25 protein-coding genes and 3 pseudogenes are annotated in these 25,623 nt (G+C 66.2%); 21 read left to right on the top strand and 7 right to left on the bottom strand.

The annotated features are described in order from the left end of the window. Positions 1-34: 34 nt before the first annotated feature. The 5 genes and pseudogenes from ACP694_RS07380 to ACP694_RS07360 form a co-directional block, all read right to left on the bottom strand. Entirely contained in the window at positions 35-724 is a 690-nt protein-coding gene (locus tag ACP694_RS07380; protein ID WP_426011488.1) for a DNA polymerase III subunit epsilon, read from the bottom strand. A gap of 5 nt (positions 725-729) precedes the next feature. Then, a pseudogene (locus tag ACP694_RS07375) lies at positions 730-849 on the bottom strand (IS5/IS1182 family transposase); the annotation flags it as partial. 105 nt (positions 850-954) lie between these two features. Continuing rightward, a complete protein-coding gene (locus tag ACP694_RS07370; protein ID WP_426011487.1) occupies positions 955-3,375 on the bottom strand; it encodes a TonB-dependent receptor in 2,421 nt (806 codons plus the stop codon). 2 nt (positions 3,376-3,377) lie between these two features. Continuing rightward, a complete protein-coding gene (locus ACP694_RS07365; protein ID WP_426011486.1) occupies positions 3,378-4,373 on the bottom strand; it encodes a FecR family protein in 996 nt (331 codons plus the stop codon). A 112-nt stretch (positions 4,374-4,485) separates the two neighbouring features. Continuing rightward, entirely contained in the window at positions 4,486-5,010 is a 525-nt protein-coding gene (locus ACP694_RS07360) for an RNA polymerase sigma factor (RefSeq protein ID WP_426011485.1), read from the bottom strand. 256 nt (positions 5,011-5,266) lie between these two features. Between ACP694_RS07360 and ACP694_RS07355 the strand changes: the two genes are divergently transcribed. From ACP694_RS07355 to ACP694_RS07270, 18 genes and pseudogenes are all read left to right on the top strand, one after another. Beyond that, on the top strand, positions 5,267-5,944 hold the full coding sequence (locus tag ACP694_RS07355; RefSeq protein WP_426011484.1) for an MtnX-like HAD-IB family phosphatase: 678 nt from the start codon (positions 5,267-5,269) through the stop codon (positions 5,942-5,944). Between the two features lie 14 nt (positions 5,945-5,958). After that, a complete protein-coding gene (locus ACP694_RS07350; protein ID WP_426011483.1) occupies positions 5,959-7,356 on the top strand; it encodes an aspartate aminotransferase family protein in 1,398 nt (465 codons plus the stop codon). A 7-nt stretch (positions 7,357-7,363) separates the two neighbouring features. Next, positions 7,364-8,272, top strand: a complete 909-nt coding sequence (locus tag ACP694_RS07345; protein ID WP_426011482.1) for a hypothetical protein — start codon at positions 7,364-7,366, stop codon at positions 8,270-8,272. Then, positions 8,269-8,637, top strand: coding sequence for a permease (locus ACP694_RS07340; protein ID WP_426011481.1), 369 nt, complete (start codon positions 8,269-8,271; stop codon positions 8,635-8,637). The genes ACP694_RS07345 and ACP694_RS07340 overlap by 4 nt, the downstream gene beginning before the upstream one ends. Then, entirely contained in the window at positions 8,634-9,470 is an 837-nt protein-coding gene (locus tag ACP694_RS07335; RefSeq protein ID WP_426011480.1) for an alpha/beta hydrolase, read from the top strand. Before ACP694_RS07340 ends, ACP694_RS07335 begins: the two co-directional genes overlap by 4 nt. Next, positions 9,463-10,575, top strand: coding sequence for a GNAT family N-acetyltransferase (locus ACP694_RS07330; RefSeq protein ID WP_426011479.1), 1,113 nt, complete (start codon positions 9,463-9,465; stop codon positions 10,573-10,575). Before ACP694_RS07335 ends, ACP694_RS07330 begins: the two co-directional genes overlap by 8 nt. Then, positions 10,572-10,997, top strand: a complete 426-nt coding sequence (locus ACP694_RS07325) for a hypothetical protein (RefSeq protein ID WP_426011478.1) — start codon at positions 10,572-10,574, stop codon at positions 10,995-10,997. Before ACP694_RS07330 ends, ACP694_RS07325 begins: the two co-directional genes overlap by 4 nt. After that, on the top strand, positions 10,994-12,124 hold the full coding sequence (locus ACP694_RS07320; RefSeq protein WP_426011477.1) for an ABC transporter permease: 1,131 nt from the start codon (positions 10,994-10,996) through the stop codon (positions 12,122-12,124). Before ACP694_RS07325 ends, ACP694_RS07320 begins: the two co-directional genes overlap by 4 nt. A gap of 8 nt (positions 12,125-12,132) precedes the next feature. Then, entirely contained in the window at positions 12,133-13,038 is a 906-nt protein-coding gene (locus ACP694_RS07315; protein WP_426011476.1) for an HlyD family secretion protein, read from the top strand. Continuing rightward, positions 13,035-14,357, top strand: a complete 1,323-nt coding sequence (locus tag ACP694_RS07310) for a TolC family protein (protein ID WP_426011475.1) — start codon at positions 13,035-13,037, stop codon at positions 14,355-14,357. The genes ACP694_RS07315 and ACP694_RS07310 overlap by 4 nt, the downstream gene beginning before the upstream one ends. Before the next feature lie 77 nt (positions 14,358-14,434). Next, positions 14,435-15,028, top strand: a pseudogene (locus tag ACP694_RS07305) (ABC transporter ATP-binding protein); the annotation flags it as partial. A gap of 74 nt (positions 15,029-15,102) precedes the next feature. Beyond that, positions 15,103-15,384: a hypothetical protein gene (locus ACP694_RS07300; RefSeq protein ID WP_426011474.1), complete on the top strand. Its 282-nt coding sequence runs from the start codon at positions 15,103-15,105 to the stop codon at positions 15,382-15,384. 62 nt (positions 15,385-15,446) lie between these two features. Then, on the top strand, positions 15,447-16,679 hold the full coding sequence (locus tag ACP694_RS07295) for a hypothetical protein (RefSeq protein WP_426011473.1): 1,233 nt from the start codon (positions 15,447-15,449) through the stop codon (positions 16,677-16,679). Further along, a complete protein-coding gene (locus ACP694_RS07290; RefSeq protein WP_426011472.1) occupies positions 16,679-17,800 on the top strand; it encodes a glycosyltransferase family 4 protein in 1,122 nt (373 codons plus the stop codon). The genes ACP694_RS07295 and ACP694_RS07290 overlap by 1 nt, the downstream gene beginning before the upstream one ends. Further along, on the top strand, positions 17,797-19,065 hold the full coding sequence (locus ACP694_RS07285) for a class I SAM-dependent methyltransferase (RefSeq protein ID WP_426011471.1): 1,269 nt from the start codon (positions 17,797-17,799) through the stop codon (positions 19,063-19,065). The genes ACP694_RS07290 and ACP694_RS07285 overlap by 4 nt, the downstream gene beginning before the upstream one ends. A 106-nt stretch (positions 19,066-19,171) precedes the next feature. After that, positions 19,172-19,261 (top strand): annotated as a pseudogene (locus tag ACP694_RS07280) (winged helix-turn-helix domain-containing protein); the annotation flags it as partial. Between the two features lie 336 nt (positions 19,262-19,597). Further along, a complete protein-coding gene (locus tag ACP694_RS07275) occupies positions 19,598-19,849 on the top strand; it encodes a hypothetical protein (RefSeq protein WP_426011470.1) in 252 nt (83 codons plus the stop codon). A 308-nt stretch (positions 19,850-20,157) separates the two neighbouring features. Further along, positions 20,158-20,775, top strand: coding sequence for a hypothetical protein (locus ACP694_RS07270; protein ID WP_426011469.1), 618 nt, complete (start codon positions 20,158-20,160; stop codon positions 20,773-20,775). Positions 20,776-21,051: 276 nt separating this feature from the next. Here the strand turns inward: ACP694_RS07270 and ACP694_RS07265 are convergent, their stop codons facing one another. Both ACP694_RS07265 and ACP694_RS07260 read right to left on the bottom strand, forming a co-directional pair. After that, positions 21,052-21,669: a hypothetical protein gene (locus tag ACP694_RS07265; RefSeq protein WP_426011468.1), complete on the bottom strand. Its 618-nt coding sequence runs from the start codon at positions 21,667-21,669 to the stop codon at positions 21,052-21,054. A gap of 170 nt (positions 21,670-21,839) precedes the next feature. Then, complete coding sequence (locus ACP694_RS07260) at positions 21,840-22,805, bottom strand: IS1595 family transposase (protein ID WP_426011467.1); 966 nt, start codon at positions 22,803-22,805, stop codon at positions 21,840-21,842. A 423-nt stretch (positions 22,806-23,228) separates the two neighbouring features. On the opposite strand from ACP694_RS07260, the gene ACP694_RS07255 reads away from it, so the two are divergent. The 3 genes from ACP694_RS07255 to ACP694_RS07245 all read left to right on the top strand — a co-directional run bounded on the left by ACP694_RS07255 (position 23,229) and on the right by ACP694_RS07245 (position 25,514). After that, positions 23,229-23,351, top strand: a complete 123-nt coding sequence (locus tag ACP694_RS07255) for a D-arabinono-1,4-lactone oxidase (protein WP_426011828.1) — start codon at positions 23,229-23,231, stop codon at positions 23,349-23,351. 13 nt (positions 23,352-23,364) lie between these two features. Beyond that, on the top strand, positions 23,365-24,516 hold the full coding sequence (locus tag ACP694_RS07250) for a DSD1 family PLP-dependent enzyme (RefSeq protein WP_426011466.1): 1,152 nt from the start codon (positions 23,365-23,367) through the stop codon (positions 24,514-24,516). A gap of 329 nt (positions 24,517-24,845) precedes the next feature. Then, positions 24,846-25,514, top strand: a complete 669-nt coding sequence (locus ACP694_RS07245; RefSeq protein WP_426011465.1) for a response regulator — start codon at positions 24,846-24,848, stop codon at positions 25,512-25,514. Positions 25,515-25,623: the final 109 nt, after the last annotated feature.

Genomic DNA, 25,623 nt, shown 5'->3' with positions numbered 1-25,623 from the left:
TCGCGCTCATTCCGCCGAGGGCGCCAATGACGTCTCAGAGCAGGCTCTGTTGCACGGAGACCGGCGAGGCAAGATCGGAAAGCTCGCCTCTGCGGCGTAGCTCGATTTTCGCGCTGAATCGGATGTCGACGTCACGATCCTTTGTGAAACCGATGAGCGCATCGGCGCCCAGGCACGACCAGGGATTGCCGCGATTGGCCCCCTTTGGGATGCGCGGCAACAGCTCCAGCTCGTCGCTCCAGGCCAGCAATTGCTCGACCGAGACGATGTTCAGCATGTCTCGCAGGTGAGGGGCGGTGACATAGGCGTCGGGCATGGCGCGATGAGCGGGCAGGCAAAGCTGGCGGTTCAAGCCGTCGGGCATCCGCTCGTAGCGCAGCATCTGGTTCGAAAATCCCGGCAGGTCGGGCCAGAGCCGCAAGGCGCATTTCCAGGTGCAGATCCAACGCACGCCGCCCCCAGTCGCGGCGTGCAATACCGTTGCTCGAACGCCGCCCGCCGGCTTCAGGATGGGTGGTGCGGCGTCTTTCCAGAACTTCGCGCCGGCGACGTCCGCATCGACGATGTGATGAACCGCGATGGTCGCCGACGAGATGGGGCGGCCAGGATCGACGAAGACCGCGCCGCGCTCATCGTTGACGACCCGCCGCCCGTCGCCTCCGAGCGCCACGTCCTGCCAGCCGATCTTGCAGACGTCGTGGGCGGACGACCCGGATGTCTCCAAATCTATAACGCGCACACGACCGTCAGCCGGTTGTCCTTCGCCGTCCCGCCAACATGACCTTCATGGCCCGGAAGACTCTCCTTGATCCGCTCCCATTGGTCGTCCCGCAGTCCGTAGCGTCGCATCAGCCAGCCCTCCTCGAAGCCGACCTCCTATGAATCACTCAGCCGCATATTTGGGAATCCCCTAACTGAACACAGACCCTAGCCTCGGCTGGTCTATCGGCTGGTCTAGAAGCGTGCGGACATTCGCAGGGCGATGGTCCTCGGCCGAGGCGGGGTGATGATCTGGTCGCGGGTGATCAGGAACGGGTTGCCGAACGAGAAGCTGTTGGCGTGCGCGCCCAACGGATTGTCCACCGTCGCGGCGAGGGTCCAGGCCCCGGCCTCCAGGCTGGCGACGCCGCGAAGGCCCAGATATTCGCCCATCTCATGCATGTTGTCGGCGTCGAAGGTCACATAAGAAGCTCCGACATAGGTCGCTTGGCCTTGCAGACGCAGGGTCAGCTCATGGGGCAGGGGGCGATGATAGTCGGCGGCGATGCTGGCCGAGGTCCGAGCCACGCCAGGAAGGCTGGCGTCGTGGCGTGAACTGAAGTCGAGGTTCTGGCGGGTGATCTGCGGATCGTTCAGCAGGGCGGCGGCGCGCAGGTCGATCTGGTCGTTCAGGCGCAGGGCGGCCTCCGCCTCGACACCCCGGTTGGCTCCGTTGCCGATATTGGCCGTGAAGGCCGTGCCGTCGGCCAGGTACTGGTCACTCTGCACCGCTTCCCAAGTCGCGTAGAATAAGGCGACCCGCGCCTGTAGGCGATCGTCCCAGCCCCGCAGCTTGACGCCGAGCTCATAGTTCCAAAGCTCGTCGGCCTGGTATCGACGCGCTGGCGCTCCGGCGACGTCGAAGGCCTGGCCGATCCGGCCAGCGGTATTGAACCCGCCGGGTCGGTAGCCCTCGGCGGTTTGGGCGTAGAACAGCAAACCAGGCCGTGCTGCGTAGCTGAGCAGGATCTTGGGTGAGAGGCCTGTGGCGTTGTCCGAGCCACTGAATACGCGCTGGCCGGTCGTCTGGAGGGTCCGGGAGTCTGTATCGAACCGGAAGTCGAACCAGCGCAGGCCGGCGGTCGCCGATAGACGCTTGGTGGCGTCGAACGTGACCTCGCCATAGAGAGCTGTCTCGTTGATCTTGTCGCGTCGCTGCTCGTCGTAGCCGGTCAGACCCGACGCCGTGAGCCCGTGTAGCAGGCTGTGCAGGTGGATCGCCCCAGTCGAGCCGAAAGCGCCGACCAGGCCATGAATCCGATGCTCGCTCGGCGTGGCGTAGGTGACCTCCCCAACCGTCAGGTCAATGGCTTTTTCCTCGTCGAACGCCGCCGGGCCGCCGCGGAGCCCGTATAGTGTCGCTACCGAAGTGGCGTCATAACGGCTGTCGAAATGGTGCGACAGGCGCGACACCGATCCGGTCAACCGCCCCCAGCCGCCGTTTCCCGCCAGGGTCAGGGAGACGTCGTCGAAATCGTTGTCGTGCGGCTCGCGCACGGCGTTGTCGCGCAGACGCGGCCCCAGACGACGCAGGCCGTATTGAGTGTCGCTGTTGTTGATCGACTGGGTGGTCAGACCCAGCGTGGCCGTCCAATGTGGCGAGAGCGCCGCCCGCAGGGTAGCCCGCACGCCCTCGCGCTTGGAGCCATTGACGTGCTTGAGGCCGAGGGTCGGGTTGGCGATGTAACCGGTCTGGCTGTCGCGATAGGCGACCGCGCGCAGGGCGACCCGACCGGGGATGAGGGGAATGTTAGCCGTCGCCTCCAGTTCGTCGCCCACCCCGCCGTTCCAGATATAGGCCAGGCCCGCCAGGACGTTGGCTTGATAGCGGTCGAGGTCGGGCTTACGCGTGGCGATGCGCAGGACCCCGCCCAACGATCCACCGCCATAGAGCGTGCCCTGGGGGCCGCGCATGACCTCGACTCGCTCGATGTCGGCCAGGCGCAGGTCCGGGTCCGGCGCGCTGTAGGTGATCGGCACGTCATCCAGATAGAGCGCCACCATCGACTGGGCCTGGCCTGTGAAGGCGCCGTCCGAGAGGCCGCGCAGCAGGATCTTGTCGCGCCCGGGGCCCAGGTTGGTCACGGTCATGCCAGCGACCTGCCCGGTGAGATCGGCCAGGCTGGTGAGGGTCTCGCGAGCGATCGTAGATCCCGATACGACGGAAATGGCGTACGGCGTGCGGCCGGGCAGGTTAGGGTAGCGTTGGGCCATGACGACGACCTCGCCCCAGCCTAGGCTCGTGGTTGGAGCGACGACGGAAGCGGGGCGGGCCCGGGGCGGCGCGGTTTTGCGGATCACCACCGTGCGCGGGTCGGGCATGACATAGTTGCAGCCGCTGTGTTCGAGGATCCGTTCTAGCGCCGTCTGAGAAGACATCCGGCCGTAGAGGGCCGGCGCGGCGCCGACGCAGGCTTCCAGGTCGCCGCCCAGGGACAGGTCCGCCTGCAGCGCGAAGTCGATCAGGGAAGCACGGACGGGTTTGGCTGGAATCTGCAGGCGCACGGGAGCGGATGGCCTCTCGGCGGGCGCGGCGTGCGCCGCCCCGGCGCCCAGGCCGGCCATCAACACGAAGGGCCAAGCTCCGTGGCGGCGGATCAACGACTTGCGTCGCATGGTCAGCGTCGGGTCGCCTTGGCCTTGAGGACGATCTCGCCGCCGCTGCGCTGGCTGACGATCGGTGCGAACAATTCCAAACGCCGGATCATCGCCGCTTCCTCGTCAACCAACAGCACACAGGAGACTTTGACCGAAGCGGCGTTCGGATCAACCCGTATCGGCGTGGCGACGTAGCGGTTCAGGTCGGCGACCACCTCTGCCAAGGAGGCGTCACGATAGACGAGATTGCCCGATTTCCAGGCGAAGGCTGCATTCGGATCCGTGGTGCGAATCAGTGAGGTGGCTTGGCCGGGCGATTGGACCAATTGCTGGCCCTTGGCCAGGCGCACAGCGCCCTGCTGCCCGCCCGATACCGAGACCAAACCCCGCCGCACGGTGACGGCCAGGCGGTTATCATGGCTGAGGATGTTGAATTCGGTGCCTAGGACACGAATCTCCCGGCCAGCCACCGCGACCACGAAGGGTCGGTTTTCCAGGTGGGCGACATCGAAGCTGGCCTCGCCGTCGACCAGGGTCACGTCACGCTCGGCGTGCGTCAGCCTTACCCGCAAGGTCGTGGCACCGCCCAGGGTCAGGCGCGTGCCGTCGGCCAGGGCGACCTCCCGGGTCTCGCCGCGCTGGGTCGCATAATCGGTGAAGGTCGAGCGGCTCAGTTGCGGCAGCACGGCCAATACCACGGCGGCGGCGGCCGCCGCGGCCGTGGCCAGGCCGGCCCAGACCCAGCGCCGCGCCGGCGGCTTGGGGCGGGGGGTGAACGGCAGGACGTTTCCGGCCACGACCTCGGGCGCAACGGCGGCGGGGATCTCGCCGGCAGGCAAGTCTTCCATTTCGATCCACAGCGCCTCGACCTCGTCATAGGCCGCAGCGTGGGCAGGGTCGGCTTCGAGCCAGGCTTGGAACGCGGTCCAGTCTTCCAGACCGGCGTCACCCTGCAGGCGCGCGAACCAGTCGCTCGCCGCCTGTTGGATGGAATCGGTGGTGACGGACTGTGTCATCGACGGGTCGTGCTTCCTTGGCGCCGGGCTGGGGAGGGCGCTTGCCACAATGACGCCATGACCGGAAAAGTCCCTCCTCGGTTCTTCAGGAGGTGATGCCAAAAAGACACGGTCATCGGCCGACCCTGCTGACCAGATGGCTCAGAGCCAGGCTGACATGCTTCTCGACCGAACTTCGAGAAATGCCCATTCGCGTCGCGGTCTCGACATGTGTCAGGCCCTCGAACTTGTGCAGGCGGAACACCTGCTGGGTCACGGGCGACAGGGTTTTCATCGCCTCGGAGATTTTCTCCAGACGCTGGCGGGCGATGACGGCGCTCTCGGCGTCGGGCTCTTCAGCCACATCCAGAGCGCCGACCGTGGTGTGGTTGGCGCGCCGCCATTCGGTTTCGCGCGCGCCGGCCCGCTTGGCGCGGCGCAGTCGGTCCAGCATCAGGTTGGAGGCCAAGCGGTAAAGATAGGCGGGCGGGTTGTCGATCAACTCGTCCGCGACCGCCTGAACCTTCAGATACAGCTCCTGAACCAGATCCTCGACATCGGCTTGACCGCCCAGGCGCGCCTGGAAGAACCGCCGCGTGTCTTCGCGCCGCTCCAGATAGACGGCCGCGAGCGGCGAAAGGTCCTGCAGGTCCTCCATGGTCAGCCGCGCATCCGCGCCAGGCGCCGCGCCAAGGCGGCGCTGGAAAACGAAACGGACGCGTCGGTGTTCATCACAAAGACGATCGGTCCGGTTGGAGGGAGTTGGCGGGGCCAAGAGACATCGCGCGGCGGCGACTTCAAGGCAAGGCTCGGAACGGCTGCCCCGCCGCCGGTGAAAATTCGATGAGGGGGCTCAGTACACACGGCGTCATTGGCTCGAACGGCGCGGGGGCGTCTGGAGCCAAGTCGGTGCGATGCGGATATTTTGCGATTTCGACGGGACCATCGCCAAGGTCGACACGACCGACCTTGTCCTGACCCGTCTGGCCGAGCCGGCCTGGGAAGAGCTCGAAGAGCGCTGGACCCGGGGCGAGATCACCGCCGCCGAGTGCATGCGAGGCCAGGTCGCGCTGATCGGTGGCGACGATGCGGCGCTGGACGCCCTGCTCGACACCGTGGAACTGGCCGACGGCTTTTCGGAGTTCGTCGCCTGGTGCCAGGCCAACGCCCTTTCGCTGACCGTGGTCAGTGACGGCGTCGATCGTTTCATTTCTCGCATCCTGGGCCGCCACCGCCTGGGTCATCTGCCGGTGATCGCCAATCATCTGGTCGGCAGCGCCGAGATGGGTAGACGGCTGGAGCAGCCTTGGTCGCGCGCCGGCTGCGCCGCCGGCTCGGGCGTCTGTAAGTGCCAGGTCGCGGACAAGTCCGACGAGCGGGCCAGCGATCCTGGGGACCTGATGGTCTTCATCGGCGACGGGCGCTCCGACTTCTGCGTCTCAAGCCGCGCCGACCTGCTGTTCGCGCGCGACAAGCTGGCCGCCTACGCCCGCTCGCGGGCCATGCCGCACCACGAATTCTCCGACTTCCACACCATCACGACGACGCTCGCGGCCGCCCACGGCCGCTTGGCGCGCCGCGCCGCCATCTGACCGGAGTTTATCCCATGTACGATGCTGAACAGACCCCCGAAGTCCTAGACGAAGCCGCCTTGCGCGAACTTGAGGCCCAGTACTGCTCCTACGGCGACACCGTGCACTATCTGCCGGAACCGAAGTTCTTCGACGGATGCGAAGGCTCGTTCATGTACGACGCTCAGGGGCGCCAGTTTCTTGATCTGCAGATGTGGTACTCGGCCGTCAATTTCGGCTACCGCAACCCGCGCTTGAACGCCGTCGCCCACCGTCAGCTCGACACCCTGCCGCAGGTCGCCAGCCAGTACCTGCATCGCGAGAAGGTCGAGCTGGCGGCGATGATCGCCCAGGACGCCGAGAAGAAGTTCGGCCGCAAGGGCCGGGTCCACTTCAATGTCGGCGGCGCCCAGGCGGTCGAGGACTCGCTCAAGCTGGTGCGCAACGCCAGCAATGGCAAACAGTTGATGTTCGCCTTCGAGGGCGGCTATCACGGCCGCACCCTGGGCGCCTCGGCGATCACCTCGTCCTACCGCTATCGCCGGCGCTTCGGTCACTTCAGCGACCGCGCCCAGTTCATCGAATTTCCGTATCACTTCCGTGGCCCCAAGGGCATGAGCAAGGAAGAGTACGGCGAGGCCTGCGTGGCCAAGTTCGCCCGCCTGTTCGAGACTGAATATAACGGCGTGCTCGACACCAAGACCGGCCAGGCCGAATTCGCCGCCTTCTATATCGAGCCGATCCAGGGCGCCGGCGGCTATGTGATCCCGCCGCCCAACTTCTTCATCGAGCTGAAGAAGGTTCTCGATCAGCACGGCATCCTGCTGGTGGTCGATGAGATCCAGATGGGCATGTGGAGGACCGGCAAGCTGTGGTCGATCGAGCACTTCGGCGTGCAGCCCGACGTGCTGGTGTTCGGCAAGGCCTTGACCAACGGCCTCAACCCGCTGTCGGGCGTCTGGGCTCGCGAAGAGCTGATCAATCCAGAAATCTTCCCTCCGGGCTCGACCCATTCGACGTTCAACTCCAACCCAATGGGCACGGCCGTGGCGCTGGAAGTCCTTCGGATGACCTCGGAGGTCGATTACGGCGCCAAGGTCCTGGAGAAGGGCGCCTACTTCCTGGAGGGCCTGAAGGACCTGCAAAAGCGCTGGCCGCAGATCGGCGACGTGGACGGCCTGGGCCTGGCCTTGCGCGCTGAGATCTGCGAGGCCGACGGCTTCACCCCCAACAAGGCCCTGCTTAACCGCATGGAAGCCGAAGGGATGAAGGGCGACATCGAGGTCGACGGCAAGCGCTACGGCTTGATCCTCGACGTCGGCGGCTACCACAAGAACGTCATCACGCTGGCCCCGTCGCTGGAGATCAGCAAGGGCGAAATCGACCTGGGCCTGAAGCTGCTCGACGCAATCCTGCGTCGCTGCGTCGACTGATCAACGCATGCGTCCCGTATTCCTGAACCTGGATGGCGCCTTGGGCGAGCAACCCGCCTTGCTTGGCCAGGCGGGCGGGCGGGCGATTGAAGCGCGTGATTTGGGGCCGGCTCTACGCCTGTGGAGCCGCCCCCGGGCCTTGGCGGCGCTCGCCGATCGCCTGCGCGAGCAACCGATCGGGCCAGGACCCGAGATGGTGTTCGCCGGCTCGGGGGACTTCCATCACGTCACGCCGCTGCTGATCGAGCGGGCCATTGAGAGGGCGCAGGCCGGGCCCGTGACCGTCGTTCACTTCGACAACCACCCCGACTGGGTGCGGTTCGAGAACGGCCTTCACTGCGGGTCTTGGGTCGGACGCGCGGCGCGGCTGCCGGGCGTGACCAAGGTGGTCACCGTGGGCGTCTGCAGTGGCGACATCGACCGTCCCGAAACCAAGCGCGCGGATCTTGATCTGGTCGCCGAAGGTCGGGTCGAGCTCTACCCCTGGCGCGCCCCGGATGGCGGCCCGGTCCTGCGGATCGGCGACCAGGGCTGGCCATCCATGGCGGCGATGGGCGAGGGCGGTTTCCTCGAACTGCTGGTGTCCAGGATCACGACCCAGGCCGTCTACATCACCATCGACAAGGACGTGCTGCGCGCCGATGACGCCGTCACCAACTGGGATCAAGGCGAGTTGAGCCTGGATGGCTTGGAGCGTCTGATCCGCGCGGTGGCGGGCCGGGCGCGCGTGATCGGGGCCGACGTGGTCGGAGACTGGTCCGCGCCGCGCTATGGCCCGGACCTGCTGTCGAACCTGCTCAAACGCGGCGAGGCCTTCCTCGACCAGCCGCGCGGGCGCGTTCCGGGGGACCTGGCGCGGACCAACGAGGCGGCGAACCTGCGGCTGCTGTCGTTGTTTTCGGAGCTCGCGTCGTGAGCTCGACCCTGACCGCCGCCAGCGCGGGCCTGCTCGCCTTTTGTATCGTCACCGAGATCGGCCGCGAACTCAGCTTCAAGGCCGCGTCCGACGGCGCCGAGGGCAAGCCGGCCTACCTCGCCGCCCTGGCCCTGCAGCCGGTGCTGTGGCTGGGGATCGTCTTCTGGTTCGTCGAGATGATCGCCTGGCTGCTGGTGCTGGAGCACACGCCGCTGGGTCTGGCCTTCCCGATCATGACCCTGACCTATGCCGGCGTGCCCCTGGCCGGGACCCTGATCCTCAAGGAGCGCCTGGCCCCGATGCAGATCGCGGGCGCCGCCCTGGTCGCCGTCGGCGTCACCTTCGTGGGGCTGTCGGGGCTATGACCGTTCAACCGCTCAGACTGGCGGGCAAGTCCGGCCATGGCGTCCTGCTGGTCCACGGCCTGACCGGCGCGCCGGCCGAGATGAAACCCCTGGCCAAGCGCTTGGCGCGTCGTGGTTTCGAGGTCGCCGCGCCCTTGCTGGTCGGACACGGCGTCGACGAGGCCACCCTGCTCAAGACCACATGGCGCGACTGGCTGGACGGCCTGTGCCGCTCTTATGACGCTTTCGCCGCAGAGGTCGATACGGTGCACGTGGCCGGTATCTGCGTCGGCGGAGCCCTGGGCCTGATGCTGGCCGCCGAGCGCCCCGCGATCCGCGCCGCAGCGGTCTATTCGATGACCTTCGAATATGACGGCTGGAACATGCCGCGCTTCGCCGTCGCCGCGCCAGTGATCCAACTGGCCGCCAACCTCCCTGGCGTGCGCCGGTTGGCCTGGGCTGAGACCCATCCCTTCGGTCTGAAGGACGAACGCTTGCGCAGCCTGGCCCAACGCGCGCCGGACAGCCTGATCGAGGGCGCGATCGACCGCCTGCCGCTCGGGGCGCTGTTCCAGATGTATCGCCTGGGCCGGCATCTGGAGCGGATGGGCAAGGCGATCACGACCCCGACCCTGATCCTGCACGCGCGCGACGACGACATGAGCCATCCGCGCAACGCCTACCGGCTGCAGAGCGCCTTGGGCGGGCCCACGCGGCTGCATCTGCTGGAAGACAGCTACCACATGATCCACGTCGACCAGGAGCGCGACGTGGTCGCGGCCATGACCGCCAGCTTCTTCGGCGCCGTCGAGCCCCAGGGCGACCCGGTGTTGGGACGGCGATCGCATGTTTGAGACCCGTGTCCTCACTAGCCTGGACGACCTACCGCGCGCCAGCTGGGACGCCCTGTTCGGCGGCGCGCTGGAAGGCTTCGACTATCTGCGGGCGGTCGAGAGCGCGGCGCTGGAGGGGTTTGGCTGGCGCTATGTCCTGGTTCAGCGCGACGGACGTCTGGTCGGCGCAGCGCCGGCCTTCATCACCGACTATCGGCTCGAGACCACCTTCGAAGGGGGCGGTCGCAAGGTGGCCGAACAGATCCGTCGGCTCGCGCCGGGCGTAATGACGCCAAGGCTGGCCTGCCTGGGATCACCTTGCGCGGAGACCGCGACCGTCGGTTTCGCGGCAGGACTATCTGAAGCCGATCGTCTCGCCGTCCTCGAGGCCCTGATCTTCGCCTTCGAGCAGGACGCGGCGCGGGCCGGGTGTTCGTTGATGGGCGTCAAGGACGCCGATCCTGCGCAGGCCGACCTGTGGTCAAGCGCCATGGCCGGGGCAGGCTACAGCGCCGTGCCCGGGCAGGCGATCGCCGATCTCGCCATCGATTTCGCCGATCTCGAAACCTATCTGGCGCGGCTGTCCAGCGGCGCTCGTCGCGACATGCGCCGCAAGCTGAGGTCGCGCGGCAAGGTGCGGATCGAACTGCGCGTGGAGCTGGGCGCGGACCTGCCTCGGGCCATGGCGCTCTATCGCCAGACCCTTGCCCGGGCCGACGCGCAGCTGGAGACCCTGACGCCGGGCTTCTTCAAGGCCGTGGCCGAGCGCATGCCCGGCCGGGCGGTGTTCGCCCTCTACTATGTCGAGGATGACCTGTTGGCCTTCAACCTGCTGCTCGAAGACGGCGAGGTCCTGCTCGACAAGTTCTTCTGCATGGAGGCCGCACGCGGCCGCGCCCACAACCTCTATTTTCTCAGCTGGTTCTTCAATCTGGAGCGCTGCCTCGAGCTTGGCTTGAAGCGCTACCAAAGCGGCCAGGCCAATCTGGGCGACAAGCTGCGACTGGGCAGTCGGCTGACCCCCGTGGCCATGTATTTCAAGCATCGCAATGGGCTGGTCAACGGCGCGCTACGCCTGCTGGCGCCGCTGCTCATGGGCGACGCGCTCGAAGGCTTGGCCGCATGAACATCGCGATCCACAAGCCGCGCCGCCGTTTCGCGCCGGCCATCCTGTTCGCCATCCTGCCGATCATCAGTCTGGCCTACCAGATCACCGCCAAGACCTCGGCCAACCAACTGGCGCACGCGCGGTTCGATCTGGCGTGGTTGGCCGCCGCCGCGCGCATGCCCAGCGTTCGGCTGTTGGTGGCGCTGGAGATCGCCGCCTTCGCGGCCTGGATGACGGTGTTGGCGGAGATGCCGCTCAGCGCGGCGTTCCCGTTGTCGGCTGTCAGCTATGTGCTGATCATCGCCGCCAGCGCGGTGGTCTTTCATGAGCCCATCAGCGGGCTGCAGGTGGTCGGCAGCCTGGCGATCCTGCTCGGCGTCCTGCTGATCGGCCGCGGCGCCAAGACGGTCGAGTTGGCCGCGTCGGAAGCCGACGCATGACCTCCATCGCGCTCAAGACCCTGTTGTTCGAGTGGCGTCGTTTCGCGCCGGCGGCCGTGGCGGTGGGCTTTTCCGGCCTTCTGGTGCTGCTGCAGGCCGGATTGATCCTGGGCGTGTTCTCTCTGGCCAGCGTCTACGTGACCAAGTCCTCGGCTGACCTGTGGGTTGGATTTCCGGGCGTGCAGAGCATCGATCTGGGCCGGCCGATCGGCGGGGCCACCGAGCTCTTCCTCCGCGCCGACCCGCGCATCGCCCAGGTCGAGCCCTTCTATTGGGGCACGGGCGAATGGCGCACCGGCCGGCACGGCATGGTCAATGTCTACATTGTCGGCCTGGACCCTATGCCTGGCGCGATGGTGCTGTCCGACGTCCTGTCGACCGACCTGCGCGCCGCGCTGGCCGAGCCGGACGCGGTGCTGGTGGATCGCGCCGACCTGGGCAAGCTGGAGACGAGCGTCGGGGGTCTCGCCGAGATCAACGGCCGGCGGGTGCGGATCGTCGGGGTCACCGAGGGGCTGCGCGCCTTGGGCGGTGTCAATGTCATCGCCTCGGCCGCCACGGCCCATCGGCTGGATACCGCCCTTGGTGACGGGGAGGGCGCGGCCTATTTCACCGCCCGGCTCAACGATCCTACCCAGGCCGCCGCGGCTGTCGCCGATCTGCGCGAGGTGGGACGCCAGCGGGGCTTCGAGCCGATGACCCGCCAGGCCTTCGCCGATCGAAGCGTCCGCTACTGGCTGAGCGAGTCAGGAGCCGGCGTAGCCTTCGTGTTCGGCAGCGCCGTGGCCATTCTGGTGGCGGTGATCGTCACCAGCCAGACCTTGGCGGCCGCCGTGGCCGCCTCTCTCAAGGACTACGCGGCCTTGCGGGCCCTGGGGTTCACCATCGGCGCCCTGCGCGTCATCGTCCTGGCCCAGACCGCCTGGATCGCGGCGGCCGGCGTGCTTCTGGCCGGCGTCCTGGCCGCGATCCTGGCGGCGGTGGCGACTGCGTCATCTACGCCCCTGGTGATGACCGCGCCGATGGTCGCGGGCGCGATCGGTCTGGTGGCGCTGGTCGCCTTCGGTTCCGGTCTCTGGGCGCTGCGCCGTGTCGCGCGGGCCGATCCCGCCGCGTTGCTTCTATGAGGTTTTTCATGGTCCTTCGCCACGCGCCGTCCGGCCGCGTCCTTTTACCGATCCTGCTGGCGACAGGCGCGTTGCTAACCGCTTGCCAGCGGGGACCTGACGCCGCTCACGCCCAAAACCGTCCAGCGGCTGCGGCCGTGGCCCGCGGCGTGGTCGCCATCGAAGGGGGCTTGATCCCAATCGCCGCGCCGCGTGACGGCCTGATCGCCAAGGTCAATGTCGAGGAGGGCGCGCACGTCGATCGCGGGGCGGTGCTGGCCCAGCTCGACACCGACCGCAGCGTCCTGCTGGCGGCCCAAGCCGCGGCGGAGACCGCGCAGGGAGAAGCCGCTTGGCGCGGCGCCCAGGCCAGGTCGTCCGCCGCCCAGGCCGAAGCCGCGCGCCTTGCGCGCCTGGCCTCGGCGGACGCCGTTTCAGAGCACGAGGCCAAGCAGGCCAGGCAGGCGGCGACGTTGACCTTGGCCCAGAGCGAGGAGGCGGCCCGCGCCGTGGACGTGGCGCGAACCCGCCAGCGCCTGGCCGAGCTGGAACGGACCGTCCGCACCGTCCGCGCGCCCATGTCGGGCCTGGTTCTGCGCCGAACAGCAGCGGTGGGCGCGGCTGCGGTCGCCGCCTCCGGTACGCCGCTGTTCGTTCTGGCCCCAGACGGCCCCCGGATCATCCGCGCCGAGCTCGACGAAGCCTTCGTCGGACGGATCAGCCCCGGGGCCAGCGCCTGGGTCACCGATGCGAGCGGCGGCGGGCGTGTCTTCAAGGCGCGGGTCGTGAGGATTTCGCCAGCGTTCGAGGCTGCGGCCCTGGACGACCAGCCGGGCGGACGCGCCGACGGTCGGGTGCTGCGCCTGATCCTGTCCATCGAAGAGCCAAACACCTTGCGACTGGGCCAGCGCGTGCTGGCGAGGATAGGACAATGATCGGGCATATTCTGGCCGCCGCCTTGGTCGCAACACCCGCGATGGCGTTCGCGGCGGCAAGGGGTGGGATGGATGCGCCTGTGGCCTCTGCACAATTGGAGCGGCCCTGGTCTCCAGATCTCGCCGATCCCGTTCTGGCGGATCTGCTGATCCGCACCGAACTGGGCTCGTTGGATATTCGCATGGCCCTGGCGCGGCTGGAGAAGGCCCGCGCCGATGTCGACCTGGCCCAGGCCGGGCGTCGGCCGCACCTGACGATCGGCGCCGAGGCCGCGATCGGCGGCGCCGATTTCTCGTCGAGCACCTCCGGGGTCGGCGCCCCGGTGCTAGGCAGCTACGAGGTCGACCTCTTCCACCGGCTCAAGCGGGGTCTGGATGCGGCCAGATCCGATGAGACCGCCGCCCTGCAGGACGCCGCAGCCGCGCGCCGGCTGGTGCTGGCGGAAGTGGCCAGGTCCTATGTGACCCTGCGCGCCGACCAGGAGCACCGGATCGCCGCCGAGCTCAAGGCGACCCTGGTCCAACGGACTGCGGATCTGATCCGCCACCGGACGTTGGAGGGTTCAGCCACGGACGGAGACCTGACGACCGCGCGCTCGGCTCAGGCCCAGGCGCGCGCCGAGGTTCAAGTCGCCGGTCACATCGTCGAGGCCAATTGTCTGCGACTGGGGCTGTTGCTCGGGCAAGAGGCTCCCATCGACGAGCCGGCCTATGCGGGCGACGAAATCCCGGTCACCCCGTCAGTTCACACGATCTCGTCCGAGGCCGTGCTGGCGCGTCCTGACATCCAGGCCGCGTTCGCCCGACTTCAAGCCGCCGACGCGCGTCGGGCCGAAGCCGTCGCCGCGTCGCGACCCCGCTTCATGCTGACTGCCGGGATCGGGTCGGGCGATCCCGACCTGCTCTATCTGCTGGACGTCCGAGCCTTGGCTTGGGCGGTCGCCGGTGGGCTGTCTCACGAGTTGCTGGACGGCGGCGCGGCCAAGGCTCGCAAGCGCGGCGCCGCGGCTGAAGCGGCGTTGGCCGAACTGGCCTATCGCAAGGCGGTCGGCGAGGCCTGGGGCCAATCGCGATTGGATCTGGCCACGCTGCAGGACGCCAGCGCAGCCGAGCATCTGGCGAGGAAGGCCTGGACCCAGGCGGTCGCGGGGTTCGGAGCGGGCCAGACGCGGCATCAGGACGGCGACATGGACGGGGTCGCCCTGGCCACGCTGGAGGCGCGCGCCGTGGACGCGGACGTGGCGCTGACCAACGCCCAGGCCGCCCGGGCCCGGGCCTATGTCGATCTGCTGTTGACCTTGGGCGGCCAAGCGACATGACGGTGTCGCTGCGCGCCGGAGCGGTGCGGAAACACTACGGCCAAGGTGTCCAGCGTGTTGATGCCTTGCACCCCGTCAGTCTGAGCCTGAGGTCCGGCGAGATGGTGATGATCACCGGCCCATCGGGATCGGGGAAGTCGACCCTGCTGGCGATTCTTTCCGGACTGCTGAGCCCCGATGCGGGATCGGTCGAGGCCCTGGGCAGCGCCTTGACGCCGATGAGCGGCGACCAGCGCGACCGCTTTCGGTTGGCCCATTCCGGTTTCATCTTTCAGGGCTTCCATCTGCTGCCCGCCCTGACCGCCAGCGAACAGGTCGAGATTGTGCTGCGGCGACTGGGCGTACCGGCGCGGGAGGCGAGGTCACGGGCCGCCCAGGCCCTGGCGGCGGTCGGTCTGGAGCGGCGGATGTCCAATCGACCCGGCGAGATGTCGGGTGGCGAAAAGCAGCGTGTCGCCATCGCCCGCGCCTTGGCCAAGCGCCCCGCCTTGATCTTCGCCGACGAGCCGACTTCGGCCCTGGACTCCGAGAACGGACGGCAGATCGCCGCTCTCCTCCGCGCCGAGGCGCACGCCAGCGGCGCCACGGTGGTGTGCGTGACCCACGACTCTCGGCTCGCTGACCTGGCCGATCAGGTCCTGTGCATGGAAGACGGCAGGATGCTGGCGTGAGCGACGCGTAAATCGGTGAGGGGCGGTAGGGCGTGCGGCGTCATTGGGCCAGACCTCCACGGGAGTATCGCGCCATGACCGACGCCCTTTTCGCCCACGCCTTCCTGACAGACGACGACATCGCCAACCTGATCTCCAGCAAGACTGGCCGCTACGGTCTGCAGCGCCCGACCCGGATCTGCGACCTGGGCCTGCCGCTGGAGGCCTATATGGCGGTGCTGGTCGAGATCGAGGACCATTTCCATGTCGAGATCGACGACCTCGTCGGCGCCGACTGCGCAACGCTCGGCGCGCTGATGGACCGTCTCAAGGCCCGCGTCTCGCCTCCCTCAAGCTTGCCACGCCGAGCGGCCTGACCAGCCCGTGCTGCGGTTGAAAAATCGGTGAGGGGTTTTCCTGGGCCTGGCGTCGTTGGATTATGCGCATTGGATTCCTCTTCAACCACGATCAGGTCCATCAGGTCGCCCACAGCCTGCCGATCGCCTTGGCCTTGGCGCGCGGCGGCACTGACCTGGACATCGTGGTGGCCACCACCAATCGCCGCCTAACCGCCGAAGTGATCCGGTTGGGCGGGGGCCTGATCGGCCACGGCGTGGACCTGGTCGAGCTGGGCCTGACCCGGCGTACGTCCAGGCTGCTGGCCGCCACGACCGAGGCGGTGCTGCCAGCGACCAAACTGCTGGTCTACAGCGACAACCTCGACTTTTTTCGGTCGCTCGACGTGCTGGTGGTCGCCGAGAAGACCTCGCTGATCCTCAAGACCCGCTATGGCCTTCGCGACCTGAAGATCGTTCACACCCGCCATGGGGCCGGCGATCGCGCCATCGGTTTCGACAAGGCCAGCGCCGGGTTCGACCATGTGCTGGTCTCCGGCCGCAAGATCCGCGACCGGTTGGTCCATGAGACCGGCGTCGATCCGACCAGGATCTCGATCGTCGGCTACCCCAAGTTCGACCTGCTGCCCGCGAAGGCGTCGACCCATCCGCTGCTCGACGACGGCCGGCCCGTTGCGCTGTACAACCCTCACGTCTCACCACACCTGTCGTCCTGGTACGAGGCCGGTCGCCAGGTGCTGGACTGGTTCGTCGAGCACGATGACCACAACCTGGTCTTCGCGCCCCACGTCATGCTGTTCGAGCGACCGTTCGTGGCGACGATCGACAAGCTGCGGCTCGACCGCGCCGGCCGGATCGAGGAGCGCTACCTGCGCGCACCCAACATCCATATCGACCTGGGCAGCCGGGCCTCGACGACCATGGCCTACACACAGCGCGCCGATCTCTATCTCGGCGACGCCAGCAGCCAGGTCTACGAGTTCCTGCTCAAGCCCCGGCCGTGCGTCTTCCTCAACAGCCACCGTTTCGCCTGGACCGGCGACCCCAACTTCGGTCATTGGCGCGCGGGTCCGGTGATCGAGGATGTCGCCGATCTGGGCGCAGCCATAACCCAGTCCCGTCAGGAGCATGAGACCGTCTGGCGGCCGGTCCAGGAGGCCCTGTTCGACGAGAGTTTCGACCTGACCGACGAACCCTCGTCCGAGCGCGCGGCGCGCGCCGTTGCGCGGTTCGCGGGGCAGGCCTGGCTCGATCTGCCGATCGGATCGGCGGTTGTTGAACACGAGCCGGCGCGCATCGGAACAGGGGCGTTCTGATGCGCATCTTCTACGTGATCAACTCCCTTGAGGGCGGCGGAGCGGCCCTCCCGGTTCCGGCCGTGGCCAAGGTTTTGGCCGACCAGGGCGCGGACGTTGAGATTCTCGCCCTGACGCAACGTGACGGCCGGGCTCTGCCGCCGATGACCCGCCAGGGGCTCAAGGTCCATGTCAGGCAGGGCGGCGAGCGCGATCAGGTCGACGCCCTGGCTTGGCTCGACCGCATCGTCGCCGAGGAACAGCCAGACCTGATCTGGACCTCGCTGACCCGCGCCACCTTGCTGGGTCAGATCGTCGGGCTGCGCCGCCGCGTGCCCGTCGTCAGCTGGCAGCATAACGCCTTCCTGAAGCCCGCTAATCGGCTGCTGCTGCGCGCGACCCAGGGACTTTCGGGATTGTGGATCGGAGACTCTCAGAGCGTCACGACCCTGACCGCCTCGCGATTGAATGTGAAGGCCGATCGCCTCGCGACCTGGCCGCTGTTCGCCGCCGATGCGAGCGCGCCACAGGCGACGCCCTGGCGGCCAGGCGAGACGCTTCAGTTGGGCGCGCTCGGCCGTTTGCACCCCGCCAAGGGCTACGACGTGCTGATCAAGGCCCTGGCGCACCTGCGCGCGACCGGCTTTCGCTCGCCGACACCGTTCGAGGTTCGCATCGCCGGGGAGGGCGCGCAGCGAGAACGGCTGCAGGCCATGATTGACCAGGCGGGCCTGGACAATGTGTTCCTAACCGGCTTTTGCGACACGCCGCGCGAGTTCCTGAGCGGACTGCATCTTTATCTGCAACCCTCGCGGCGCGAGGGCCTGTGCATCGCGGTGCACGAGGCGATGCAAGCCGGCCTGCCGGCCTTGGTCACCGCCGTGGGCGAGATGCCCTACAGCGTCGTGGACGGGCTGACGGGACGGGTCGTCGCGCCCTGCGATAGCGAGGACTTGGCCAAGGGTTTGAAGCGGTTGCTGCTTGCGCCGGACAAGCTGGCGACGATGGGCGAGGTCGCGCGCTCACGAGTGCTGGACCGGTTTGGCCAGGCGCGCTTTGCGGCAACGGGCGCTGAGATCTTCGCCCGCCTTCCGGTCAGGCGGGATCGGGCTGTCACGGCGCTCACGAGCCTGGCCTCGTGAGCCTGGCGGCCTGGGCGCTGGGCAAGGCGCTGACGCCGCTGGTCCCGCGCGGCGCCCTGACGCTGATCGCACCTTCCGGCGAGCGCCTGGTGTTCGGCGATGGCGCAGGCGAGCCGATCATCGCCCGCCTGATCGACAACCCCGCTGTCTGGACCCTGCTGCTAGACCCCGACATGCGGACCGGCGAGCTGTTCACCGATGGTCGGCTGGTGATGGAGCGCGGCTCGATCTACGACTTCCTCAGCCTGATCCTCGACAATGACGGCCCGCCAAACCCATCGCCGATCGTCCGGGCGTTAGACCGCCTTCGCATCGCGACCCAGCTCTGGCGCCAGCGCAATGATCCGCGTCGATCGCGCCGCAATGTCGCTCATCACTACGACCTGGGCGACGCGTTCTACGCCCTGTTCCTGGATCCGGACTGGCAATATTCCTGCGCCTATTTCGAGCATCCGGGCCAGAGCCTGGCCGACGCCCAGCGAGCCAAGAAGCGCCATATCGCCGCCAAGCTGCTGCTGAAACCGGACCATCGGGTGCTGGACATCGGGTGCGGCTGGGGCGGCCTGGCGCTCTATCTGTCCGGCGTCGCGCGTGTGGCGGAGGTGTTGGGCGTCACCCTGTCCGAGGAACAGATCGCGCGTGCCGAAGCTCGGGCCCGGGCGTCAGGGCTGGCGGACCGGGCCCGCTTCGCCCTGACCGACTACCGCGCGGTCGAGGGCCGGTTCGACCGCATCGTCTCGGTCGGGATGTTCGAGCATGTCGGCCTGGGAAACTACGAGACCTTCTTCCGAACCTGCCGCGAGCGCCTGACCGATGACGGCGTGATGCTGCTGCACACCATCGGTTGCTCGGACGAGCCCAGCGTCACCAATCCATGGATCACCCGCTACATCTTCCCGGGCGGCCATCTGCCGTCGCTGTCGGATATCCTCAAGGCGGTCGAGCGGTCGGGCCTGGTGGTTACCGACATCGAGGTGCTGCGGCTGCACTACGCCGAGACTTTGCGGGCTTGGCGGCAGGCCTTCATGGCCCGCCGCGACGAGGCGGTGGCGATGTTCGACGAGCGCTTCTGTCGGATGTGGGAGTACTATCTGGCGATGTCGGAGACAGCCTTTCGCTACGAACAGGTCGTGGTGTTCCAGGTGCAGCTCGCCCGCCGGCAAGACGCCGTTCCGATGACTCGTGACTATTTGAACGACGCGGAGGCCACGCTGCGAGCGCGCGAAGCCGCGGTCTTCTGGGGCGAGCGGCTAGGCGATTGGTGACGCCTCCTGGGCGATTTGCCCTTCCTCTCCGCACGAATAGAGGCAGGTTGATCGCATGAAGCTGTTGCTGGTCGAGGACGACAAGGAAGCCGCCGCCTATCTGAAGCGGGAATTTCAGCTGCTGGAATATCTGATGCGCCACGCCAGCCGGCTGGTGACCCGCACCATGCTGCTGGAGAGCGTCTGGGATTTTCATTCCGTTAGTGAGAGCGTGTCAAAAGACTCCAAACCCTGAGAATGCGAAAGCCTTTGGGGGCGCGGGGGTGGCTGACTCCAAACTCCGCAACTGACTCCAATTGGTCCGGGTTCTGACTCCAAAATCTGAGACTGAGATTCTCATGGATTATGGAGTCACGTCAGTGCGTTGGGACATTCGCAAGCGGGAACGTCGTGAAAGCCGGCGGTTTGCAAGGATCTTGGAAACCTCAAATTCGGTGGCTAGGAGTCATAACATTATTGCTGATAATATTACTTAGGCGCGTAGACAAACAATGATTCTCACGCTTTCGCCACCTTCGACGGCGCCCCGCCTTTGCGCGACGCCGAGACCCCCGCCGCCCAAGTCGCGGGCCCGGTCGAGGTCGCCGTCGCGGGGCATCACGGCATGTACGACGCCTCGGGGGCGGATGTCGTGCGAGCGCTGCGGCCCCGAGCCTGGATCGTCCAGGGCTGGCACGCGGCTCATCCCAGCACCGACGCCCTGAAGCGGATGCTCAGCCAGCGTCGAGCCAAGGTCTTTCACGTCGCGGTCGCGTGTATCAGCGCTGCTCTGAGAAGCACCTGAACCTTTACGTCACTGAGTTTGGGTTCCGCCACAACACCGGCGCCCTGCTGGGCTTCAACGATGGGGAACGGACGGACGCTGCGACCAAAGGTACGATCGGCAAGCGCCTGACGTACCGACAAGCTGACGAAGCCTACGTTTAGGTTTCAGGCTTTGCGGCAGGCGCGGAAGCGTCGGCGGAAGGCTTCCGCTTCTTGGGACTCACCTTAGGCTGTGGCGGGGTGTCGAGCATACGCTTGACCACCTGTCACGGCGGCGCGCGGTTTCGTCTTCTAGGTGCTGATCGTCTTTCATGTCAGGAGGCTAGCATGAGTGCGGACGCGGGCGAAAAGATGAGCGCCCAGGAGGCCATAGAGCGCGCCTTCGCTAGGCACACTAGCGTCGTAGGCGAGGTCGCTTACTACTGGAATCTGCTGCATGAGCGCTTGGGCGTCCTGTTCAGCATAGCCGCCGCCATCAACAATCAAGTGGGAATGGCCGTCTGGTACTCCGTGCAAAGCGACCGAGGGCAGCGCGGAATGCTGCTAGCTGCACTGCGCGCCAACAAAGAGGACGTTTGGGAGATACGACCTAAGGCCAAGGCCGAAATCAAATGGCTGACCGACTATGTATCGGGAACGCTTGCGGAACGGCGCAACGACGCCCTGCATGCCCCATGCGAATTGGGGATGGGTATTTTTGAGGATAGGGACGGCAATCTTTCGCAGGCGATTGAGGTAGGTCCGGCCTATTTCTTAGGAAACCCACGCGCCTCAAAGCTAAGCCAAAAGAACCTGCACAAGGAGTTCACTTGGTATGCAGAGACCGCGCAAGCGCTGGCGCGCTACGCTGACGCCATGGTCACCGCTCTAACGGTGATAGAGGCAACATGGCCAGAAAGACCACGACTGCCGTCGCTCCGCCAGTCTCATTCCCGAAAGACATGATGTCGCCGAAAGCCCGCCATACGACGTCAGCCCCCGCCTCGATCATCTCGGGAGTAATTTTAATCTCTTCTAGCGCCAGACTGTCGGTGCCGACCATAAGACTATATTCTAGGTGTGCAAAGTGGATCGTTAGGAATATTGTCCTAACTATGCACTTTGCATACCTGGAATATAGCCCTATGATCGACACCGACAGGCCGGCGCTTACCGAGACTGAGATTACTGACGAGATGATCGAGGCGGGGGCTGACGTTCTATGGCGGGCCTTCGGCGACATTATGCCGTTTGGGAGCGAGACTGGCCGAGGGATGGCAGTCGCGGTCTTTCTGGCCATGGCGCCTCTATCACCGTTAGAGCTTTGACCATGGCGTCGGCGTAATGTGCCAGCGCTTGCGCGGTCTCGGCATACCAAGTGAACTCCTTGTACAGGTTCTTTTGGCTCAGCTTTGAGGCGCGCGGGTTTCCCAAAAAATAGGCCGGGCCGACCTCAATCGAGTGCAAAAGATTACCGTCTTTGTCCTGAAAAATACCCACGCCCAATTCGCATGGGGCGTGCAGGGCGTCGTTGCGCCGATCCGCAAGTGTTCCCGAAACATAGTCGGTCAGCCATTTGATTTCGACCTTTGCCTTAGGCCGTATCTCCCAAGTATCCTCTTTGTTGGCCCGCAGTGCAGCTAGCAGCATTTCGCGCTGCCCTCGGTCGCTTTGCACGGAATACCAGACGGCCATCCCCACTTGGTTGTTGATGGCAGCGGCTATGCTGAATAGGACGCCCAAGCGCTCATGCAGCAGATTCCAATGGTAAGCGACCTCGCCCACGACACTGGTGTGCATGGCGAAGGCGCGATCAATAGCTTCTTGGGCGCTCATCTTGTCGCCCGCGCCCGAACTCATGTTATCTTCTCGCCCATGATGGACACAGATCAGCTCACCCCCGAGGAAGCCGCCCGCCGCCGTGATGAGGTGGTCAAGCGAATGCTCGCCACCCCGCCACAGCCTAAGGTGAGTCCCAAGAAGCGGAAGGCTTCCGCCGACGCTTCCGCGCCAAACGCAAAGCCTGAAACTTAAACGTAGGCTTCGTCAGTCTGTCGGTACGTCAGGCGCTTGCCGATCGTGCCTTTGATCGCAGCATCCGTCCGTTCCCCATCGTTGAAGCCCAGCAGGGCGCGGGTGTTATGGCGGAACCCAAACTCGGTGACGTAGCGGTTCAGGTGCTTCTCGGAGCAGTGTTGATACACGCCCTTCATGCCTTTCTTGAACACGCCGAAGAAGCCTTCAGCGCTGTTCGTGTTCACATCGCCACGGGCGTATTCGCCAGCGGAGTGCTTGACGGTCTCATGTGACGCGAACACGTCGGCAGAGCCCTTGTAGAGGCGGCTCTCGTCGGTGTGCAGGCGGGTCGCCGGGTGAACGTTCGCCATGACGATAGCCGACACGGTCGCCTTGTCCGCCACCGCGACGTGAAACACCTTTGCGCGACCGCCACGCTCGACCAGGGCGACAACGGGGCGGCTATTGCGGGCCTTCTTTCTGCGCTTGATGAACTCGCGACCATCGGCCCGCTTCACGGGCGAGACGGCGGGCTTGCCATAATAGGTTTCGTCGGCTTCCACGATCTTGCCTTCGCCACCCAGAGGGGTGTCGTCGGTGTCGGTCATCGCCTCGCGGATGCGGTGCGCCATGAACCAAGCGGTGCGGTACGAGCCAAGGGCCAACTCGCGTTGCAATTGGAGGGCGCTGATGCCCTTCTTGCTGGCGCACATTAGGTGAGTGGCCAGCAGCCACTTGTTCAGGGGAACCTTGCTATCCTCGTAGACGGTGCCGATGGTCGCGGTGAAGGGCAAGTCACAAGCCTTGCACTTGTAGAGCCCGGCGCGGTGCGACTTGCCCTTGAGCAGGGTCGAGGAATCGTCACCAACCACGCCGCAATGCGGGCACACACGACCGTCGGGCCAGCGCAGCTTTTCGAAGTGCGCGCGGGCGGCGTCTGCGTCGTGGAAGATCGGATCTGAAAGCGTTGCGGTTGCCATGCGCTTTCATACCGAAATTGGCTTGGTATGTAAAGTGCATAGTAAGGAATATTGTCCTATCTTCACTGGTCGGCAAGGCGGACAATCCCGGGCGCGCTAGGGTGTTAGGAATATATTCCTGACTATGCCCACGGGGCATGCCGACCCTCCCCTTACGCCCTCGAGCGCCCTTGGGTTTCTTCGCAGGTCGTGGTGGATGCCGTCCATCGATCACATCCGCAAGCGCAGATTGCCGATCAGCTTTCCGTTCGAGTTTCGCCTCGCGGCTGGTGACGACATCTGGATAAGCCCGTTCAACGCTGGACCTGCGCCTCGATCTCGTTCCATCAATACGCCAAGCTGCCCTGGCGGCCAGCCTTCGCCGAGATGGAGTCGGGTCTGCGCGACGGCGCGGGCTGACCACACTGGGCCAAGCGACACACGCTGACCGCCGCCGACGTCCACAGGCTTTATCCGCGCGCCGCCGATTTCCTGGCCGCGCGCAAGACCTGGGACCCGACCGGCAAGTTCGCCAATACACACCTGACCGAACTTTTCGGCCTCTGATCGGAACCGCGCCATGACCGACCACGACCTGCACGCCCACCTGATCGGCGCCCAAGGCTCGCGTCGTGATCTCAACACGCCGGTGCTGGTGATCGACAAGCCTGCCTTGGAACGCAATATCGCCCGCATGGCCGAGTTTGCCGCTGGCAAGGGTCTGAAGCTGCGTCCCCACGCCAAGACCCACAAGAGCGTCGACATCGCCAAGCTGCAACTTGCGGCCGGCGCCGTGGGCCTGTGCTGCGCCAAGATCGGCGAGGCCGAGGCCCTTGCCGAAGGCGGGGTGACGAACGGCCTGCTGATCACCTCGCCCGTGGTTTCAACCCCGGCCATCGCGCGCCTGATCGCCCTCAACGCCGTGACGACCGACCTGATGGTCGTTACCGATCACCCTGCCAATATCGCGGCGCTCGGCCTGGCCGCCGCCGCGGCCGGGAAGCCGCTGAAGGTCATGATCGATCTGGATCCGGGCATCCACCGCACCGGCGTCGCCTCGCCCGAGGCCGCGGTCGCGCTGTTGGAGGCCATCGGCGGCCAGCCCGGACTGATCTATGCTGGGCTGCAATGCTATTGCGGCATGCAGCAGCACATCGAGAGTTTCGCCGACCGCAAGGCCAACCTGGAGGGCCGCGGCGACTATATCCGCTCGGTGATCGAAGCCTTGACCGCAGCTGGAGGCCCGCCGCCCATCGTATCCGGCTCGGGTACGGGTTCACACCGCATCGACGCCGAGCTTGGAATCTTCACCGAGTTCCAGGTCGGCTCCTACGTGTTCATGGACGGCCAGTACCTGATCTGCGACATCGCCGGCGACGGCGCGGACGCCAGTCCCTACGAGGCGTCGCTGCTGATCGACGCCCGAGTGGTCAGCGCCAACAACCCCGGCATGGCCACTGTCGATGCGGGCTTCAAGGCCATGTCGACCGACGCCGAACCGCCAAAAGTGCTGGGCGGCGCGCCGGAAGGCTCGCGCTATTTTTTCATGGGCGACGAGCACGGGGCCATCCTGCCACCCTCAGGCCAAGCGGCGCCCGCCTTGGGCGACCGGGTGATCCTGGGCGCGCCGCACTGCGATCCCACCGTAAACCTCTACGACACCTATCATGTGGTGGATGGCGACACCCTTGTGGCCTTGTGGCCCGTCTCGGCCCGGGGGCGCTCGCGATAGGCGGTCGCCGCTGCAAGGGGGAAATCACGATGCCGACCGGTCGTTCGGCCAGCGGCGCGGGCGGTGGCGCGAGTGCTGCGTTCGGCGCCAGGACACTCGACAAGATCTTGAAACGAGCCGATCAGCAGCAGCAAGCCGCCGGTGAACAGAAGGGTCTCCCGCGAGACCCGCCAGATCGAACGCCTTTTGCACCTACCAATATGTGCCCCCAAGCGATTCCTAATCTCAATGCTGCAGCTTGTTGCAACCTTGCGCGGCGAATTCACCATCTATTTCAAACGGAAGTAGAGAATTAACGCGCGTCTTCACTATTCCACCGAGAGTTTTCGATGCTATCGACAAGTTCGCCCACAATCTTGCTGGCCGACGATCATTCCATCGTCAGGGCGGGTTTGCGCGAGGCGCTCGAGTCCCAGCCAGGGTGGACGATCTGCGGTGAGGCCTCAAATGGCCGAGACGCGGTGCGGATGGCCAAGGAACTAACGCCCGACGTCATGATCCTGGACATCAGCATGCCGGATCTGAGCGGCGTCATCGTTGCGCGAGACGTTCGGAAGCTGAAGACCCACACCGAATTGCTCATCTTCACGATGCATGACAGCGAGCAACTGGTTCGCGAAGTGCTGAGCGCCGGCGCGCGAGGGTTCGTACTGAAGTCGGCGTCGACGGAAAACATCATCGCCGCCGTGGCGTCCCTGTTGAACCACAAGCCCTACTTCTGTCCCGGCATAACCGCCGCTGTTCTGCGCAGCTATCCGTCCCCTAGAGGACACGGCCTTGGCGGGGTCATTGAGGGCTCGGAGGCGCTGACGACGCGCGAGCTGCTGATCGTTCAGCTGCTCGCGGAATCCCGCAGCAACAAGGTTATCGCCTCGATGCTGGACATCAGCGTCAAGACGGTCGAGAGCCACCGCGGAAACATCATGCGCAAATTGGGCGCGCATTCGCTCGCCGACATCGTGCGCTACGCCATTCGCAACAGGCTGATCGAGGCCTAGCGACTGGCTGCGCCGCGGGGGGGGGGGGGGGGGGGGGGGGGGGGGGGGGGGGGCGGGGGGGGGGGGGGGGGGGGGGGGGCGGCCCGGGGGCGCCGCGCGCCCCCCGCGC

This window comes from Caulobacter sp. DWR2-3-1b2 (assembly GCF_049896345.1).
Taxonomy (GTDB): domain Bacteria; phylum Pseudomonadota; class Alphaproteobacteria; order Caulobacterales; family Caulobacteraceae; genus Caulobacter.
Note: the sequence above shows the minus strand (reverse complement) of the source record. Positions and strands in the feature narration are given on the sequence as shown.

What these genes read in the sequence shown, in the direction of transcription:
- ACP694_RS07300 (WP_426011474.1), top strand. Translation starts at nt 15,103, where the DNA reads ATGACCGACGCCCTTTTCGCCCACGCCTTCCTGACAGACGACGACATC.
- ACP694_RS07365 (WP_426011486.1), bottom strand. Translation starts at nt 4,373, where the DNA reads ATGACACAGTCCGTCACCACCGATTCCATCCAACAGGCGGCGAGCGAC.
- ACP694_RS07270 (WP_426011469.1), top strand. Translation starts at nt 20,158, where the DNA reads ATGAGTGCGGACGCGGGCGAAAAGATGAGCGCCCAGGAGGCCATAGAG.
- ACP694_RS07315 (WP_426011476.1), top strand. Translation starts at nt 12,133, where the DNA reads ATGGTCCTTCGCCACGCGCCGTCCGGCCGCGTCCTTTTACCGATCCTG.
- ACP694_RS07320 (WP_426011477.1), top strand. Translation starts at nt 10,994, where the DNA reads ATGACCTCCATCGCGCTCAAGACCCTGTTGTTCGAGTGGCGTCGTTTC.
- ACP694_RS07295 (WP_426011473.1), top strand. Translation starts at nt 15,447, where the DNA reads ATGCGCATTGGATTCCTCTTCAACCACGATCAGGTCCATCAGGTCGCC.
- ACP694_RS07250 (WP_426011466.1), top strand. Translation starts at nt 23,365, where the DNA reads ATGACCGACCACGACCTGCACGCCCACCTGATCGGCGCCCAAGGCTCG.
- ACP694_RS07355 (WP_426011484.1), top strand. Translation starts at nt 5,267, where the DNA reads ATGCGGATATTTTGCGATTTCGACGGGACCATCGCCAAGGTCGACACG.
- ACP694_RS07260 (WP_426011467.1), bottom strand. Translation starts at nt 22,805, where the DNA reads ATGGCAACCGCAACGCTTTCAGATCCGATCTTCCACGACGCAGACGCC.
- ACP694_RS07310 (WP_426011475.1), top strand. Translation starts at nt 13,035, where the DNA reads ATGATCGGGCATATTCTGGCCGCCGCCTTGGTCGCAACACCCGCGATG.
- ACP694_RS07360 (WP_426011485.1), bottom strand. Translation starts at nt 5,010, where the DNA reads ATGGAGGACCTGCAGGACCTTTCGCCGCTCGCGGCCGTCTATCTGGAG.
- ACP694_RS07290 (WP_426011472.1), top strand. Translation starts at nt 16,679, where the DNA reads ATGCGCATCTTCTACGTGATCAACTCCCTTGAGGGCGGCGGAGCGGCC.
- ACP694_RS07265 (WP_426011468.1), bottom strand. Translation starts at nt 21,669, where the DNA reads ATGAGTTCGGGCGCGGGCGACAAGATGAGCGCCCAAGAAGCTATTGAT.
- ACP694_RS07345 (WP_426011482.1), top strand. Translation starts at nt 7,364, where the DNA reads ATGCGTCCCGTATTCCTGAACCTGGATGGCGCCTTGGGCGAGCAACCC.
- ACP694_RS07350 (WP_426011483.1), top strand. Translation starts at nt 5,959, where the DNA reads ATGTACGATGCTGAACAGACCCCCGAAGTCCTAGACGAAGCCGCCTTG.
- ACP694_RS07370 (WP_426011487.1), bottom strand. Translation starts at nt 3,375, where the DNA reads ATGCGACGCAAGTCGTTGATCCGCCGCCACGGAGCTTGGCCCTTCGTG.
- ACP694_RS07330 (WP_426011479.1), top strand. Translation starts at nt 9,463, where the DNA reads ATGTTTGAGACCCGTGTCCTCACTAGCCTGGACGACCTACCGCGCGCC.
- ACP694_RS07245 (WP_426011465.1), top strand. Translation starts at nt 24,846, where the DNA reads ATGCTATCGACAAGTTCGCCCACAATCTTGCTGGCCGACGATCATTCC.
- ACP694_RS07325 (WP_426011478.1), top strand. Translation starts at nt 10,572, where the DNA reads ATGAACATCGCGATCCACAAGCCGCGCCGCCGTTTCGCGCCGGCCATC.
- ACP694_RS07335 (WP_426011480.1), top strand. Translation starts at nt 8,634, where the DNA reads ATGACCGTTCAACCGCTCAGACTGGCGGGCAAGTCCGGCCATGGCGTC.